General features: G+C 70.4%; 13 protein-coding genes. 5 read left to right on the top strand and 8 right to left on the bottom strand.

Annotated features, from left to right (window positions below; all coding sequences use genetic code 11):
• Positions 1-61 precede the first annotated feature (61 nt).
• From erm to ACH4DX_RS10935, 6 genes are all read right to left on the bottom strand, one after another.
• Entirely contained in the window at positions 62-844 is a 783-nt protein-coding gene (gene erm / locus ACH4DX_RS10960; protein ID WP_398154877.1) for a 23S ribosomal RNA methyltransferase Erm, read from the bottom strand.
• A gap of 322 nt (positions 845-1,166) precedes the next feature.
• Positions 1,167-1,349, bottom strand: coding sequence for a DUF6104 family protein (locus ACH4DX_RS10955; protein WP_003961784.1), 183 nt, complete (start codon positions 1,347-1,349; stop codon positions 1,167-1,169).
• 153 nt (positions 1,350-1,502) lie between these two features.
• Positions 1,503-5,330, bottom strand: coding sequence for a multifunctional oxoglutarate decarboxylase/oxoglutarate dehydrogenase thiamine pyrophosphate-binding subunit/dihydrolipoyllysine-residue succinyltransferase subunit (locus tag ACH4DX_RS10950; protein WP_398154876.1), 3,828 nt, complete (start codon positions 5,328-5,330; stop codon positions 1,503-1,505).
• A 298-nt stretch (positions 5,331-5,628) separates the two neighbouring features.
• Complete coding sequence (locus ACH4DX_RS10945) at positions 5,629-6,705, bottom strand: ATP-binding protein (protein ID WP_398155247.1); 1,077 nt, start codon at positions 6,703-6,705, stop codon at positions 5,629-5,631.
• 149 nt (positions 6,706-6,854) lie between these two features.
• The gene (locus ACH4DX_RS10940) at positions 6,855-7,595 is read right to left on the bottom strand and encodes a response regulator transcription factor (protein ID WP_016641312.1); all 741 of its coding nucleotides are present in this window, start codon (positions 7,593-7,595) and stop codon (positions 6,855-6,857) included.
• Positions 7,596-7,661: 66 nt separating this feature from the next.
• Positions 7,662-8,390, bottom strand: coding sequence for a spermidine synthase (locus ACH4DX_RS10935; protein ID WP_398154875.1), 729 nt, complete (start codon positions 8,388-8,390; stop codon positions 7,662-7,664).
• Positions 8,391-8,823: 433 nt separating this feature from the next.
• Between ACH4DX_RS10935 and ACH4DX_RS10930 the strand changes: the two genes are divergently transcribed.
• The 3 genes from ACH4DX_RS10930 (at position 8,824) to ACH4DX_RS10920 (ending at position 10,943) form a co-directional block, all read left to right on the top strand.
• Positions 8,824-9,645: a rhomboid-like protein gene (locus tag ACH4DX_RS10930; RefSeq protein WP_398154874.1), complete on the top strand. Its 822-nt coding sequence runs from the start codon at positions 8,824-8,826 to the stop codon at positions 9,643-9,645.
• 166 nt (positions 9,646-9,811) lie between these two features.
• Positions 9,812-10,192: a PadR family transcriptional regulator gene (locus ACH4DX_RS10925; protein WP_398154873.1), complete on the top strand. Its 381-nt coding sequence runs from the start codon at positions 9,812-9,814 to the stop codon at positions 10,190-10,192.
• A gap of 88 nt (positions 10,193-10,280) precedes the next feature.
• On the top strand, positions 10,281-10,943 hold the full coding sequence (locus ACH4DX_RS10920) for a hypothetical protein (RefSeq protein WP_398154872.1): 663 nt from the start codon (positions 10,281-10,283) through the stop codon (positions 10,941-10,943).
• A 37-nt stretch (positions 10,944-10,980) separates the two neighbouring features.
• Here the strand turns inward: ACH4DX_RS10920 and ACH4DX_RS10915 are convergent, their stop codons facing one another.
• Positions 10,981-11,646: a GNAT family N-acetyltransferase gene (locus ACH4DX_RS10915; protein WP_398154871.1), complete on the bottom strand. Its 666-nt coding sequence runs from the start codon at positions 11,644-11,646 to the stop codon at positions 10,981-10,983.
• Positions 11,647-11,910: 264 nt separating this feature from the next.
• Between ACH4DX_RS10915 and lon the strand changes: the two genes are divergently transcribed.
• Positions 11,911-14,346 carry an endopeptidase La gene (lon, locus tag ACH4DX_RS10910; protein WP_398154870.1) on the top strand — a complete coding sequence of 812 codons (2,436 nt, stop codon included), beginning with the start codon at positions 11,911-11,913 and terminating at the stop codon, positions 14,344-14,346.
• A 326-nt stretch (positions 14,347-14,672) separates the two neighbouring features.
• Here lon and ACH4DX_RS10905 read toward each other — a convergent pair whose 3' ends face one another.
• Positions 14,673-15,551, bottom strand: coding sequence for a lysozyme (locus ACH4DX_RS10905; RefSeq protein WP_398154869.1), 879 nt, complete (start codon positions 15,549-15,551; stop codon positions 14,673-14,675).
• Positions 15,552-15,852: 301 nt separating this feature from the next.
• Between ACH4DX_RS10905 and ACH4DX_RS10900 the strand changes: the two genes are divergently transcribed.
• On the top strand, positions 15,853-16,347 hold the full coding sequence (locus ACH4DX_RS10900; RefSeq protein ID WP_398120818.1) for a MarR family winged helix-turn-helix transcriptional regulator: 495 nt from the start codon (positions 15,853-15,855) through the stop codon (positions 16,345-16,347).
• The last annotated feature ends 508 nt before the right edge of the window (positions 16,348-16,855 follow it).

Raw genomic sequence — 16,855 nt, 5'->3', positions numbered from 1 at the left:
AGGACAGGTCCCCCCGCCGCCCGACTGCGCGCTGCCCCCGGAGGGACCGCCCCCGCCGCGCCTACATCCTCCGGCCCTCAGCACCCCGCATCCCGAACAGCTCCGCCCAGTCCCGCGCGTCCAGGTCCTTGGGCAGGCGGGCTGGTCCGGCGCCCCGCCGCACCCACTCCTGGACCCGGCGCCTCGGCAGGTCGGGGGCCGCGGCGGTGAGGATCTGGGGAAGCCCGCGGCCCCGCCCGGTGAACACGCGCTGGACGAAGTCCTGGTACTCCCGCTGCCGTGCGCCCGCCACCAGCGGGCGCTCCCGACGGGTGATCGTCATCAGGCCGCCGTCGACGTTGGGCCGCGGCCGGAACGCCGCCGCCGGTACGCGGCCCGAGAGGCCGAACTCGTACCAGGGCCACCACTGGGCGGTCATCAGCGTCGCCCCGCCGACCCCGGCGCGGCGGCGTGCGACCTCCCACTGCACGAGCAGCACGGCGTCGGTCCAGCCCGGCGAGCGCAGGATGAGGCGCAGCATGGGGGTCGTCTCGTGGAAGGGGAGGTTGCCGACCAGGACGTGCGGCCCGGCGGAGAGCCGGTGACGGAGGAAGTCGACGGTGACGATCGTCGTCGAGGGGCCGACCCGCCGCCGCAACCGCTCCGCCCTGCGGCTGTCGATCTCGATGCCTGTCAGGCGTCGGCCCAGGCGCTGCAAGGGAAGGGTCAGAGCACCGTCTCCGGTGCCGATCTCGACGATGGGCCCGCGGGTGCGGGACACGAGGTCTACGAAGGCACTGATGACGGCGTCGTCGGTGAGGAAGTTCTGGCCGAACTCATGGCGGCCATGGTGGTGCGTGCGCACAAGATCTCCGCGGCTTCGAGGTGAGCCGGGCAGCACGAAGGGCCGCTCGGCGCTGACGCGTGGGAGCGGCGGGCACGTCCTGAGTGAAGTGAGGCAGCCCGCCGCTAGGCGCGGCGGGTCCTCGTCAGAGCCATGGCTGCGAATGCGCACATGCCGGTCAGCGTAGAGGGCCTCCAGGGCCCTTCGGCAACTGATTTCTCGGCGGCACGGCGGCACAGCGGCACGGAGGTACGGAGCCACGGAGATCCGGAGTTCAGCCAGGGACCTGAAGCGGCCCATGCCCGAGCTCCGGGTTCCGAAGCGGCCTCTACGTAGAGAGCTGTTACTCGTCCTCGTCCTCGTCGTCCAGACGCGCCAGCCACGTGGCGAGCCGCTCCACCGGGACCTCGAAGTCCGGGTTGAGGTCCACGAAGGTGCGGAGCTGTTCGGCGAGCCACTCGAAGGTGACTTCCTCCTCGCCGCGCCGCTTCTCCAGCTCCTCGATGCCACGGTCGGTGAAGTACAACTCTTGCTCCTGGTGCGGGCGGGACCCGGCCCTGCGGCCGGGATGTGTTCCGTTTCATCGTACGGCGGCACGCCGGAGGGCCCGGCCCCCAGTCGCGTACAGGACTGGGGGCCGGGCCCTCCCGGCGTACCGAACGGCGTGGACCGCCGCGGACTAGGCCTCGAAGACCTCGTTCAGGAGCTGCTCCTGCTCCTGCTCGTGGCGCTTCTTGGAGCCGACCGCCGGGGACGAGCCGTGCGGCCGCGAGATGCGCCGCAGCCGCTCGTCGTGCGGGATGTCGGCGCCGACCGCCAGGTCCAGGTGGTCGATGAGGTTGAGGGCGATGAAGGGCCACGCGCCCTGGTTCGCCGGCTCCTCCTGCGCCCACAGGTACTTCTCGGCGTTCGGGAACTTGGCGATCTCCGCCTGGAGCTCGGCACCCGGCAGCGGGTAGAGACGCTCGATGCGGATGATCGCCGTGTCCTTGACGCCGCGCTTCTGCCGCTCGGCCTCCAGCTCGTAGTAGAGCTTGCCCGCGCAGAAGACGACCTTGCGGACCGCGTCGGCCTCCACCGAAGCGTCGCCGATGACCGGGCGGAAGCCACCCGTGGTGAACTCCTCCGTCTTGGAGGCCGCGGCCTTCAGGCGCAGCATCCACTTCGGCGTGAAGACCACCAGCGGCTTGTGGTGCGGGTTGTGCACCTGCCACCGCAGGAGGTGGAAGTAGTTCGACGGCAGGGTCGGCATCGCGACCGTCATGTTGTTCTGGGCGCAGAGCTGGAGGAACCGCTCCGGGCGTGCCGACGAGTGGTCGGGGCCCTGGCCCTCGTAACCGTGCGGCAGGAGCAGGGTGACGCCGGAGGTCTGGCCCCACTTCTGCTCGGCCGACGAGATGAACTCGTCCACGACCGTCTGCGCGCCGTTGACGAAGTCGCCGAACTGCGCCTCCCACATCACGAGGGACTCGGGACGCGCCAGCGAGTAGCCGTACTCGAAGCCCATGGCCGCGTACTCGGAGAGCAGCGAGTCGTAGGCGTTGAAGCGGGCCTGGTCCTCGGAGAGGTACAGGAGCGGCGTGAAGTCGTCGCCCGTGTCGCGGTCGATGAGGACCGCGTGGCGCTGGCCGAACGTGCCGCGGCGGGAGTCCTGGCCCGCCAGGCGCACCGGGGTGCCCTCCAGGAGGAGGGAGCCGATGGCGAGGGTCTCGCCCATGCCCCAGTCGATCGTGCCGTCCTCGACCATGGCCGCGCGGCGCTGGAGCTGGGGCTGTAGACGCGGGTGCACGGTGACGTGGTCGGGGATGTTGACCTGGGACTCGGCGATCCGCTTGACGACTTCCTGGCTGATCGCCGTGGAGACGGTCACCGGGAACTCGGCCTGCGGCTCGGGGACCTCCGCCGGGGCGGGCTGCGAGGTGGCCTCACGGACCTCCGTGAAGACCTTCTCCAGCTGGCCCTGGTAGTCCTGGAGAGCCTGCTCGGCCTCTTCCAGGGTGATGTCGCCGCGGCCGATCAGGGACTCGGTGTACAGCTTGCGGACCGAGCGCTTCTTGTCGATCAGGTCGTACATCAGCGGCTGCGTGAACGCCGGGTTGTCGGACTCGTTGTGTCCGCGGCGGCGGTAGCAGATCAGGTCGATGACGACGTCCTTGTTGAACGCCTGGCGGAACTCGAAGGCGAGCCGCGCGACACGGACGACGGCCTCCGGGTCGTCGCCGTTCACGTGGAAGATCGGCGCTTCGATCATCCGGGCCACGTCCGTGGAGTACATCGACGAACGCGAGGACTCCGGAGCGGCCGTGAAGCCGACCTGGTTGTTGATGACGACGTGAACCGTGCCGCCGGTGCGGTAGCCCCGCAGCTGCGACATGTTCAGGGTCTCCGCGACGACGCCCTGGCCCGCGAAGGCCGCGTCTCCGTGGAGGGCGACCGGCAGGACGGTGAAGTCCGTGCCGCCCTTGTTGATGATGTCCTGCTTGGCGCGGACGATGCCTTCCAGGACCGGGTCGACCGCCTCCAGGTGGGAGGGGTTGGCGGCCAGGGAGACCTTGATCTGCTCGCCGTCGAGACCGGTGAAGGTGCCCTCGGCGCCCAGGTGGTACTTGACGTCTCCGGAGCCGTGCATCGACTTCGGGTCGAGGTTGCCCTCGAACTCGCGGAAGATCTGGGCGTAGGACTTGCCCACGATGTTCGCGAGGACGTTCAGCCGGCCGCGGTGGGCCATGCCGATGACGACCTCGTCGAGACGGGACTCGGCGGCGCTGTCGATGACGGCGTCCAGGAGCGGGATGACGGACTCGCCGCCCTCCAGGGAGAAGCGCTTCTGGCCGACGTACTTCGTTTGCAGGAAGGTCTCGAAGGCCTCGGCGGCGTTCAGCCGGCGCAGGATGCGCAGCTGCTCCTCGCGCTCCGGCTTGGAGGCGTGCTGGCGCTCGATGCGGTCCTGGAGCCACTTGCGCTGCTTCGGGTCCTGGATGTGCATGAACTCGACGCCGGTGGTGCGGCAGTACGAGTCGCGCAGCACCCCGAGGACGTCGCGGAGCTTCATCATCGACTTGCCGGCGAAGCCGCCGACGGCGAACTCGCGCTCCAGGTCCCAGAGCGTCAGGCCGTGCTCGGTGATGTCCAGGTCCGGGTGCTTGCGCTGCTTGTACTCCAGCGGGTCCGTGTCGGCCATCACGTGGCCGCGGACGCGGTAGGAGTGGATCAGCTCGAAGACGCGGGCGGCCTTGGTGACGTCGTCGTCGTGCGAGGCGTCGATGTCCTTGAGCCAGCGGACCGGCTCGTAGGGGATGCGCAGCGACTCGAAGATCTCGTCGTAGAAGTCGCTCTCGCCCAGGAGGAGGTTCGCGACGATGCGCAGGAACTCGCCGGACGCCGCGCCCTGGATGACACGGTGGTCGTACGTCGAGGTCAGCGTCATGACCTTGGAGATGCCCAGCTTGTTCAGGGTGTCCTGGGAGGTGCCCTGGAACTCCGCCGGGTAGTCCATCGAGCCGACGCCCATGATGACCGACTGGCCGGGCATCAGGCGCGGCACGGAGTGGACCGTGCCGAGGCCGCCCGGGTTGGTCAGGGAGACCGTGACGCCGGAGAAGTCGTCCATGGTGAGCTTGTTGTCACGGGCACGACGGACGATGTCCTCGTAGGCCTGCCAGAACTCGAAGAAGTTCAGGGTCTCGGCCTTCTTGATGCCCGCCACCACGAGCTGGCGGTCGCCGTTGGGCTTCACCAGGTCGATGGCCAGGCCGAAGTTGATGTGCTCCGGCTTGACGAGAGTGGGCTTGCCGTCCTTCTCCACGAAGGAGTAGTTCATCGACGGCATGGCCTTGATGGCCTGCACCATCGCGTACCCGATCAGGTGCGTGAAGGAGATCTTCCCGCCGCGGGCGCGCTTCAGGTGGTTGTTGATGACGATGCGGTTGTCGAACAGCAGCTTCACCGGGACGGCGCGCACGGACGTGGCCGTGGGCAGTTCCAGGGAGGCGTTCATGTTCTTCGCCACGGCCGCGGACGGGCCGCGCAGCGTGACGTACTCGGGTCCCGTCGCCTCCTTGCCGTCCGCGGGAGCCTTGGCGTCCTTCGCGGGCTTGGCGGGCTCCGCCTTCGCGGGCGCGGCCTTGGCGGCTGCGGGCTTCGCGGTGGCGGGCTTGGCGGCGGGGGCCGGGGCCGGGGCCTGCGCGGCAGCAGCGGGCTGCGCCGCGGGAGCGGCCGGTGCCGCGGGCTGCGCGGCGGCCGGGGCGGGGGACGAGGTGGACGCGGCCCCCGCGGCCGCGTCACCCGCCGGCTTGGCCGGGGCGGCGACGACGGTGGCGCCTACGCCTGGCTTGTAGTCGGCGAAAAAGTCCCACCAGGCTCGGTCGACCGAATTCGGGTCCTGGAGGTACTGCTGATAGATCTCGTCGACGAGCCACTCATTGGGACCGAACGCGGCAGCAGGGTTCTTGCCCTGCGTTCCTTGGTCGGTCGTGGTGCTCGAGTTACTGGGGGACTGTGACGACACGGCGGCAACCGCCCTCTTCCGCTTCACAAGGTGATGGACAGCGGAAATAAAGGCTACGCCTCCATCGTCGTCCAGTGCAGACCGGGCCCGGCATCCGTCGCGTAAGTCACACCGGAAAGCTGGTTTCGGCGTGGGAAATGGCGGGAAACAAGCCCGGTTTGCCAATGACGCTGAACCGCGTGGAGCCCTGGTGGGGGCGGCTGTGCTCGCCCTGGGTACGTCGACACGCGGCTGCGGCCCCTGCTGCGCGCCGTGCGCGCGCCTCAGGAGCACTTCCATCTCGAACCTTACGTCAACTTCAATCTTCTGGAAGGCCCGGAAGGGTGACCCGGATGCGGCAGCCCCGGGCCGATTCGGCCACGCCGATGCGTCCGCCGTGCAGATCCACCGCCCAGCGCGCGATGGCGAGGCCGAGCCCGGTCCCGCCGTCGCCACCGGGCGGGACACCGGCGTGCGCGCCGCGGTTGAAGCGCTCGAAGACCCGGTGCCACTCCGACTTCGGGATGCCGGGGCCCTCGTCGAGGACCTCCATGTCCAAGGACTCCGGGTAGGGGCCGCGCCGTGCGCGCACCGTCACGCGGCCGTGCGGCGGGCTGTGCTTGACGGCGTTGTCGATGAGGTTGGCCACCACCTGGTGCAGGCGCTCGGCGTCGGCGTGCGCCGTCAGCTCCGGCGGCGAGACGTCCAGGTGCAGATGGACGTCCGTACGCGTGTGCCGCCCGGATCCGGACGGCATCCCCTTGCGCGCGGAGGCCACCATGTTGGCCTCCTTCAGGACACCCGACAGATAGGGCCACACTTCGAAGCGACGCGCTTTCAGCGGTACGACGCCGTTGTCGAGGCGGGAGAGGTCGAGCAGGGTCTCCACCAGGCGGCCGAGCCGCTCGGTCTGCTTCAGGGCCGTCCGCATCGTCTCCGGGTCGGCGGCGGACACGCCGTCCACGACGTTCTCCAGGACGGCGCGCAGCGCCGCGATGGGGGTGCGCAGCTCGTGCGACACATTGGCGACCAGTTCCTTGCGCTGCTGGTCCTGGGCCTCCAGATCGTCCGCCATGCGGTTGATCGTCGTGGCCACGTCACCGAGCTCGTCGCGCCGGTCGGCTCCGCGCACCCGGCGGGTGTAGTCGCCGAGCGAGACCGCGCGGGCCACCGAGTTCATCTCGTCGAGCGGCGCGGTGAGACTGTGCGCCACGAACTGCGTGATGAGCAGGGTCGCGATCACCGAGAAGACGGTGATGAAGCGCAGCTCGGTCTCCGTCTCCATGGCCACCATCAGCAGCCCGGTGGTGATGAACACCGAGACGACGACCAGGGTGCCGAGCTTGGTCTTGATGGAGAAAGGCCGCAGGCCCGCGAAGGGACCGTTCGGGCCCATGCCTCCACCGCGGTCGCAGCGCCACCGCAGCGCCGCGCCCCGGCCGCCCTCCACGGAGCCGCCGGGAGTGCCGTGGGCGCTGCCCGGCGTGCCGCTCAGGGCGCCGTGCGCCGTCCCGCCGGGGTCGGCCGCGGCACCTGGGTCCGCCGTCATGGCGTCGGGGTCTCCAGGGCGTACCCGACGCCGTGGACGGTGCGGATGCGTTCCGCCCCGATCTTGCGGCGCAGTGCCTTGATGTGGCTGTCGACCGTGCGGGTGCCGGACGCGTCGGCCCAGTCCCACACCTCGGCGAGCAGCTGCTCGCGCGAGAGCACCGCGCGCGGGGTGTTGGCGAGGCACACCAGGAGGTCGAACTCCGTGGGTGTCAGGTGCACGTCCTCGCTGCGCACCCGCACACGCCGCTGCGCGTGGTCGATCTCCAGCTCACCGAGGCGCAGGATGCCGCTGCGCGGTGTCGTGGCGGCGAGCGCCGCGCGCTCGACGCGGCGCAGCAGCACATGCACGCGCGCGGCGAGCTCGCGCATCGAGAACGGCTTGGTCATGTAGTCGTCGGCGCCGACGCCGAGCCCCACCAGCATGTCCGTCTCGTCGTCCCGCGCGGTGAGCATCAGCACCGGCACCGGACGCTGGGCCTGCACACGACGGCAGACCTCCAGGCCGTCGAAGCCCGGCAACATGATGTCGAGGATCAGCAGATCCGGCTGCCAGGCCTGTGCTGTGTCCACTGCCGCCGGTCCGTCCGCCGCTGTTTGCACGACGAAACCCTCGGCGCGCAGCCGGGCGGCGATGGCATCGACGATCGTCGGGTCGTCCTCGACCACCAGTACTCGGCGCTGGGCGCCAGGCATCGCTGCCGTGGCGCTGTTGTGGGAGGTGTGTGTCTGCTCCATCGCCCCGCCCCTGACGTGATCGCTTGGTGTCCGGTCAGCAGAGTACGGGGCGTGACGGCACCTCGGCTACGCAGCCCTTGTCGCGAGATGCACCACGTCCGGTACGCCCCGGGCAACGGTGATCTCTTCCGTACGTACCTGCTGGAACCCGGCATTCCGTAGAGCGGAGTCGAAAGCGGATGAGGGTTTGGCGGACCACACGGCGAGCACTCCGCCGGGGTTCAGACGGGCGTGGCAGGCGGCCAGACCGGCTGCCGAGTAGAGATTTTCGTTGCTCTGTGTGACGGTCCAGTCCGGTCCGTTGTCGATGTCGAGGCACAGGGCGTCATACGTCGCCGCGGGCGGGGACGGAGGTGCGTCCGATGTGCCGTTGGCGGCTGCGAATGAGCCGCTGACATATGCGACCAGGTCCGCGTGCACGATGTCCGTGCGCGGGTCGCAGAGCGCTTCTCGGGAGAGCGCGGAGAGCGGCCCTTCGAGGTGCCAGTCGATGATGGCCTGCTCGCGCTCGACCACGGTGATGCGGCCCCAGCGCGGGTCCGCGGCCGCGTGGGCCAGGGAGAAGCCCACGCCCAGACCGCCGACGAGAACGCTCGGGCGGGGGCGTCCGTCGAGTGCTTCGTAGGCGGCGTCGACCAGGAGGCGCTCCGAGCGGCCGTCCGAGGTGTCCATCAGGAAAGTGCCATTGGCAATGATCTGGAGCAGGTCTCCGTGGCGCCGCAGGACGACTTCTCCGTGCGGGCCTTCGCGCCGGTCGAGAACCACGGGGGGATCAGGTCGGTACGGGGTGTGCATCGGCCCATTCTCTCCATCGCGCGTCGGCTGTCCCGGGCTTTTCCGCGCCCCTGCGCCATGGCCGTCCGCATGCCTCCGGAAGATGCGCGGACGGGCCGTTTCGGTGACGCTGGGGAGAGCCGTGAGGTTGATATGAGTTCCTGTGACTCGCGTCTCACGTGGCGTCGGTCATAGACAGCGCGGGAACGATCAGTAGAGCGTAAACCGTGATCTATCCGTGATGGAAGGTCCGTGAGGGAAGGGGCGCCTCGGGGTGAACCGGAGAGTGCGGGATTCTGGCGGGGGCGCCGGGGTGGGGGTGGGCGTGGGGGCCGATGTCTCCGCTGACGCGGGCGAGGCGGGGGTGGGTGCCGAGGCGGTGGTTCTGTCGTGCGGGGCGGTTGGGGCCTCCGGGGCCGCCGGGGTTTCCGGAGCTGTGTCGACGCTTGACGGTGTGCCGCGGCAGGTGGGCAGGCAGGGAGCTGCTGAGGGGGGCGTGGAGGGGGCGGGTTCTGGTTCCGTGCGCTCCCTCGTGGGGTCGGTTGACCCTGAGGTCTTTGATGCTGGTGGTGTCAGTGACACTGGTGGCGCTTTCGGTGCTCGCGGTGCGCGCGCCGATCGGGGGCCGTGGGTGGGCGGGTTGCTGCGGTTGCGGCCGTGGCGGGTCCTGCCGACGCCGATCGGAACTCCCTTCACCTTCGCGTACGCCGCGCTCCTCCTCCTGACCTCGCTGTTCGCTGAGTTCGCGGACCCCTCCTTCGTCTCCTCCCTCTATCAGGGGTCCAGCACCGACGTGGCGCACCTCGCGGACCGGCCGGTGTTTGTCCTCCTCGCCAGCGCCCTCTGGATCGCCGGTGGCATCACATCGCCGTACGCCATCGTGTTCCTGCTCGTCCTCACCGCGCTGGAGCGCCGGATCGGCGGCCTGCGCACCGCGGGCGTGTTCCTGCTCGGGCACGTCGTCGCCACGCTGGTCACCGAAGTGCCGGTCGGGCTCTCGGTCCTGGCCGGACACCTCCCCGGCAGTTCCCTGCACCGACTGGACTACGGCATCAGCTTCGGCGTCGCCGCCAGCGTCGGCGCCCTCGCCGGGCTGCTCTCGTCGTGGCTGCGCTGGACCGTTCTCGCCGGGTTCGGCTGGATGCTCGTCGAGGACCTCGTGGCCTTCGCCGATCCGATGACCAACTGGGGTCACCTGCTGGCGCTCGTCGTGGGCGTGGTGACGTGGCCGTTGCTGCGGCGCTGGAGGTCTGCGGACCCCGGCCTGACCGCTTAGCCCGTTTGCGCGTCCCGTTCACCACTCCACTCCTTCTCCCTCTACTCGGCTCCTCAGCTCTACTCCACTCCACTCCGCGCCAGCTTCGCCCACCGCCACCTGCCGGAACTCTGGCCTCCGTATAAATGTCTTGCGGTGCAAGGTAATGGCGACTACCTTGTACTGCATGACAAAGGAACTGTCCGCGTCGCACGACCAGCGTCGCAGTCAGTTGCTGCGCGGGGTGCTTGATCTGTGCCTGCTCGCGCTCATCGGGGAACGGCCTCGGTACGGATATGAGTTCGTGGAAGCTCTGACGCAGAGCGGCCTGGATCTGGTGAGCGAGGGCAGCATCTATCCCTTGCTCGCCCGTATGGAGCGAGCAGGGTTGATCGATTCCTACCGCGCGCCGTCCGCGGCGGGCGGGGCTCCGCGCAAGTACTACCGCCTCACCGAGGCGGGCGCAGCCGAGCTGACCGCCGGCCGCGCCACCTGGAGCACCTTCACGGTGGCGGTCTCCAGAACGCTGCACGACGGGCAGCGCGAGCAGCGCGAGCAGCACGAGTAGGGCCAGCTGGGCCTCTGGGCCAGGCAAGGGCCGCAGGGCCACGGAATCAGTGGAGACCAGCGGCAGAGTGATTGGGGGGACGCACGACATGACGGATCAGACGACGAGTAAGACATCGGCCCGTGACGGAGCGACCGCAACCGCACCCGAACTCGAACCCGACCCCGGCAGGGCAGCCGCCACTGCGGAAAGAGCCCGCGTCCTGGCGATCTGCCGCAGCAACTGGGAGTACAGAGGCATTGACGACGCCTCCATGCGCGAGATGCTGGCCGAGCTCTCCGCGCACCTCGAGGAGGCCGCCGCGGCAGGCCGCTCCGCCCAGGACGTGGTAGGCCCGGACGCCAAGGCGTTCGCCGCCACCTGGGCCCGAGCCCGCGCACCCCTGCATCGGCGGGTGCTGCGAATGGCAGCGCTCACCCCGTTCGTCCTCGGCTCGCTGCTGTTCCTCACGCACCTGATCGACCGGACGCTCACGCTGTCCATAGAGGGACCGCGACTGGCGTTCTACGCGGTGATACTCGCGGGCACCGTCGCCGTGGAGATAAAGCGCGGCTCCCTCGGCTTCAAGGGGTGGCTGCTCGTCGGCGGAGCGGGGTTGGCGTTCGCACAGATTGCCTCGTCGCTGTTCGGCGACGACACCTTTTTCCGAGTGCCTCTGTGGGTGACGCTGCTGCTGATGGTGCCCGGGCTGCCGTACGCGTACGTGGACACTCGCGCGAGAAAGGCCGGCGCTGCGGCGGGCGCCAGATAACGCGCAGGGTGGGCGGCCCCTCTCGGGGGGGCTGGCCTCAGGCCTCCTCCGGACCCTTCCGCCGCGCGCTCGTCAGGTCCGCGACCACCCGCCACCCCAGGGACTCGTACAGGGCGCGTCCTTCCGGAGTCCCCGCCAGTACGCCGATCTCCGCGCCCTGGTCGAAGGCCGCGGCGGTGAGGGTGCGCATGACCAGGCTGCCCAGGCCTTTGCGCCGGTGCTGCGGGGACGTCTCGATCTGGTCGGCGACCGCCGTGCGGCCGGTCGGTGCGATCTGGCCGCGCGCCACCCAGGCGCCGTCGGCGGAGGAGATCATGGTGCGGATCACGCCGCCGCGCGCCCAGGTGCGCTGACGGTAGTCGTCGGGGACGGTCAGGCGGTCCGGGGTGACGGGGGCGAGGGGCACGGTCATCAGGTAGCCGGGCTCGGGGTCGAGCCACCACTCGGGGCCGAGCCAGGGGGCGACACGGGCGGGGGGGTCGAAGACCTTCAGCCACACATCGGCTCCGGTTACCGCCGTGGCGACCTTGCGGACGTCGACCTCCTGGACATTCGTGCCCGTACTGCCGAGGACGTGCCTGGTGGGGTGCTTGATGTGGCCGACGTCCACGGTGAAGCCCCACGGTTCCATGAGCGGCGGGGCGGCCCCGCGGGAGACGACCCAGCCGTCGATCCAGGCGCGTACGACCTCGTTGCCCGACATCCGAGCTCCTTCTGTGCCGTGCATGAAGCATCCCTTAGGTAAGTGGGGCAGTGAGCAGCGGACCAATGGGCCGATGGGTCAGTTGGCGGGCCGGGAAAGTGATCGCTGCGGAGAAGTAATAGCTCCAAGGCGTGAGTGAACCTTACTTAGAGGCTTTCCCGCGGTGACAGGGGTGATCGCTGACAGCGAACACGGCCGAGGAACATTCAGGGGCTCACAAGCATTGAGTTGGTATAGCTCAACTTGGATGCCGAAGGGGAGATCATGACTGCTGAGTCTGTTGCGTCAGGGGCCAATGCGCCGCTTGCCCTGCCTGTGCTGCCGCTCGACGACGAGGTCGTGCTGCCCGGCATGGTGGCGCCGTTCGACTTGTCCGATGCCGATGTACGCGCCGCGGTGGAGGCCGCTCAGGCTGCCGCGCGGTCCAGTGGAAGCAGTAGCAAGCCCACGGTGCTGCTTGTTCCTCGGATCGACGGGACGTATGCGGCCACCGGTGTGCTCGGCACGGTCGAGCAGGTGGGGCGGCTCGCGGACGGGGACCCGGGAGCGTTGATCCGGGCACGTGGGCGGGTGCGCATCGGGGCGGGTACGACCGGGCCGGGCGCCGCCCTGTGGGTGGAGGGCACGCGCGTCGAGGAGACCGTGCCCGATCCGCTGCCCGGAGCCACCGCGGAGCTGGTCAAGGAGTACAAGGCGCTGGCCACGAGCTGGCTGAAGAAGCGCGGTGCCTGGCAGGTCGTCGACCGCGTGCAGCAGATCGACGACGTGTCGGCGCTGGCGGACAACTCCGGGTACTCACCGTTCCTCACCACTGAGCAGAAGATCCGGCTCCTGGAGACGGAGGACCCCACGGCGCGCCTGAAGCTCGCCACCGAGCAGCTGCGGGAGCACCTGGCCGAGCAGGACGTGGCGGAGTCCATCGCCAAGGACGTGCAGGAGGGCGTGGACAAGCAGCAGCGCGAGTTCCTGCTGCGGCGCCAGTTGGACGCCGTGCGCAAGGAGCTGCGTGAGCTCGACGGCAAGGAGGGCGAGGACGAGTCCGACGACTACCGCGCCCGCGTCGAGGCGGCCGACCTGCCGGAGAACGTGCGCGACGCGGCGCTGAAGGAGGTCGAGAAGCTGGAGCGCGCCAGCGACCAGTCGCCCGAGGGCTCCTGGATCCGCACATGGCTGGACACGGTGCTCGAACTGCCGTGGAACGAGCGGACCGACGACGGTGCCTCCGCGAACGACATCAAGGGCGCCCAGGAGATCCTCGACGCCGAGCACGCGGGTCTTCAGGACGTCAAGGAGCGCATCACCGAGTACCTGGCGGTGCGCAAGCGGCGCGCGGACCGCGGTCTGGGCGTCGTCGGCGGGCGGCGCGGCGGCGCGGTCCTGGCCCTGGTCGGCCCGCCCGGTGTCGGCAAGACCTCGCTCGGGGAGTCCGTGGCGCACGCGATGGGACGCAAGTTCGTGCGGGTCGCGCTCGGCGGGGTGCGGGACGAGGCGGAGATCCGCGGGCACCGGCGGACGTACGTGGGCGCGCTGCCCGGAAGGATCGTGCGGGCCATCAAGGAAGCCGGGTCCATGAACCCGGTGGTGCTGCTCGACGAGATCGACAAGGTCGGCTCGGACTTCCGGGGCGACCCGGCGGCCGCGCTCCTCGAAGTGCTGGACCCGGCGCAGAACCACACCTTCCGCGACCACTACCTGGAAGTCGAACTCGACCTGAGCGACGTGGTGTTCCTGGCCACGGCCAACGTCCTCGAGGCGATCCCGGAGGCGTTGCTCGACCGTATGGAGGTGGTCAGGCTCGACGGGTACACGGAGGACGAGAAGGTCGTCATCGCCCGTGACCACCTGGTGCCGCGCCAGCTGGACCGGGCAGGGCTCGGCGACGGCGAGGTGACGATCGGCGAGGACGCGCTGCGCAAGCTGGCGGGGGAGTACACCCGCGAGGCGGGCGTGCGCAATCTGGAGCGGTCCGTCGCCCGGCTGCTCCGCAAGGTCGCGGCCCAGCACGAACTGGGCGAGCGCGAGCTTCCGTTCACGGTCGGCGCGGAGGAACTGCGCGGTCTCATCGGGCGCCCCCACCACGTGCCGGAGTCCGCGCAGGACCCGGCGGAGCGTCGTACGGCGGTGCCCGGGGTGTCCACGGGCCTTGCGGTAACCGGCGCGGGCGGCGACGTGCTGTACGTCGAGGCGTCCCTGGCCGACCCGGAGACGGGCGCGGCGGGACTGACGCTCACCGGGCAGCTCGGCGACGTGATGAAGGAGTCCGCGCAGATCGCGCTCTCCTTCCTGCGCTCGCACGGCGCGGAGCTCGAACTGCCCGTGGGCGACCTCAAGGACCGGGGTGTGCACATCCACTTCCCGGCGGGCGCGGTGCCCAAGGACGGCCCGAGCGCGGGCGTCACGATGACGACGGCTCTGGCGTCGCTCCTGAGCGGCCGCCTGGTCCGTACGGATGTGGCGATGACCGGTGAGGTGTCGCTGACGGGGCGGGTGCTGCCCATCGGCGGGGTGAAGCAGAAGCTGCTCGCCGCGCACCGGGCGGGCATCACGACCGTGGTGATCCCCAAGCGGAACGAGCCGGATCTGGACGACGTCCCGGCCGAGGTCCTGGAGAAGCTGGACGTGCACGCGGTGACGGACGTCCGGCAGGTCCTCGAACTGGCCCTAGTCCCGGCCGAGGTGCGGGTACCCGCGGCGGCGTGACGAAGGCGCCCGCGCGGCAGGGCTGCGCAGGCGTGACCCGGTTTCCCCGCCTCGGCGTGACGGGCGCGGCGGGGGAGCCAAGGCCCGGGATCCCCGCGGATCCCGGGACTTGGCGTGTTCGGGGCCTAGGTGTACGGGACCGTGCCGTACTCGGCGCCCAGGTGTACGCGGGGCCGTGCCGTACTCGGCGCCCAGGTGTACGCGGGGCCGTCCCGTACTCGGCGCCCAGGTGTACACGGGACCGTCCCGTACTCAAGGCCTTGGCGTACGCGGGAGTGTGCCGCGCACAGGACTTGCCGTACGCGGAATCCGCCCGTGCGGAGGGATCAGCCGTTGGCCAGGGCCTGGACGCGGTCATAGGCGCCGTTGAACTTGTTGTGGTCGCCGACGACGGGGCCGGTGGAGGTGTACTGCCACATGGTGTGGAAGCCCCAGCCGGCGGGGAGTTCGCCGGGGCTGGTGTTGTAGCGGGCGATCCACAGGGGGTTGGTGGCGCCGAAGCCGCCGTAGTTGCCCGTGCACTGCTTCCACCAAGTGGTGGCGGTGTAGATGACGGCGTCGCGGCCGGTGCGTGCCTTGTAGGTGGTGAGGAAGTCGCGGATCCAGTCGACCATCGCGCCCTGTGACTTGCCGAAGCAGGCGGCGCCGTAGGGGTTCCACTCGATGTCGAGGGCGCCGGGCAGGGTCCTGCCGTCGCGGGACCAGCCGCCGCCGTTGCTCGCGAAGTAGTTGGCCTGGGCGGCACCGCTCGAGGTGTCGGGGGTGGCGAAGTGGTAGGCGCCACGGATCATGCCGATGTTGTAGGACCCGTTGTACTGCTGGGCGAAGTAGGGGTTGTTGTAGGAGGTGGACTCCGTCGCTTTGACGTAGGCCCACCGCACGCCGCTGTTCCACAGGGCCGACCAGTTGACGTTGCCCTGGTGGCTGCTGACGTCGACGCCCTCGGTCTGGACGGCGGAGCCGCCGCGCGGGAGGTTGCCACGCCCGTCGTGCTCGACGACACCCATGCCCATATGGGCGGAGCCGCGCGGGGGGACGCCGTCACCGCGGGAGGAACCGTAGCCGGAACCCGAAGCGTGGCCGTCGGCGGACCGCGCGGCGCCGGGCAGGGTGATCAGCAGGGCGAGGGCGGAGAGGACGGCGAGGAGAATGCCGGCCGCGTCGTGGTGGGCGCGGCGGGCCGTACCGGGTCTGTGCACGGGCATGGCGTGCCTCCGAAAGGCCTCGTGGAGTCCCGTGCGCCGGCGTACGGCGCCCTGCGTGTGGTTCACGGTTCCCACGCCGTGGGGGCGGGGCACGCCGTACGTAGGGGACTCGGTGGGGGGACCTGTCGACATGTCGATGGTGTGGACATGTCAGAAGGGACGCTACGCACGTAGACCGGGGGAGGGAAGGGGCGCCGGTGCCCGCCGTTGGTCTACTCCTGCGAAATACTGGGCGAGCTGCGGCGATGGCCGCGGTGGGCGGAAACTTTCAGGATCGGGAAAGTGTGGGATGGGTGCTGACATGCGCGAGGGCGCGGCGCACGGCGGTGGGGCCGAGAGGGGCGAGGCGGCGGCCGAGGGCGGTGTGGACCACGAGTTCCTCTCCCTGGAGCGTGAGTTGACGCTGCTGCTTCGCCGGGCGCGGGCGTCCTCCGGGGAGATGGCCCGGCAGGTGCATCCGGAGCTGGAGCCGGCGGCGTACGGGTTGCTCGCGTTCCTCGACGAGTCGGGGCCGCGGCGCGCCACCGATCTCGCCGCCTTCATCGGGGTCGGCAAGGCGACGATGAGCCGGCAGCTGCGCAGCCTGGAGCAGTTGGGGCTGGTCGCGCGGGAGCCGGATCCCGCGGACGGCAGGGCCTGGCTCGTACGGCTCACGGATGAGGGGCGCGAGCGGTTCCGGACGGTTCGGGTGGCGCGGCGGGCACGGTACGTTCGGCAGCTTGCCGGGTGGGACCGGGGGGAGGTCGCCGAGCTGGCTCGGCTGCTCCACAAACTCAACGTCGGCGCCGAGTCCTAGGGCGGACGGCGGCCACCGGACCCACTCCGCGCCGCACCGCCGCCCTGTGGGTGCCGGGCCGGCTCCCTGACCCCGCCGCCCCGCACCGCCCGGTGCCTCCGCCGCCCAGCGCAGCCGCCTACCGCTCAGCACAGTCACCCACTGCTCAGCACACCCCCACCGCCCAGCACAGTCACCCCCGCACCCCGCGGCCCCTCGCCGCTCAGGGCAGCCGCCTACCGCCCAGCGCAGTCACCCCCGCACCTCGCGGCCCCCCGCCTACCGTTCAAGGGCAGCCATCCGCCGCTGACAGCCCCGCCCACGGCTCAGCGCAGCCGCCCGACGCTCAGCGCAGTCCCCGCCGCGCGGGGCAGCCACCCACCGCCCAGCACAGTCACCCCCGCACCTCGGGCCCCTCGCCGCTCAGGGCAGCCGCCTACCGCCCGGCACAGTCATCCGCCGCTCAGCGCAGCCCCCACCGCCCAGCACAACCACCCCGCACCCCGCGGCCAAGCACCCCGCGCCCCGC

It is taken from the genome of Streptomyces sp. NPDC017940 (assembly GCF_044328435.1).
In the GTDB taxonomy this organism is placed as follows: Bacteria; Actinomycetota; Actinomycetes; order Streptomycetales; family Streptomycetaceae; genus Streptomyces.
This window is presented reverse-complemented; position numbering and strand designations above follow the sequence as displayed.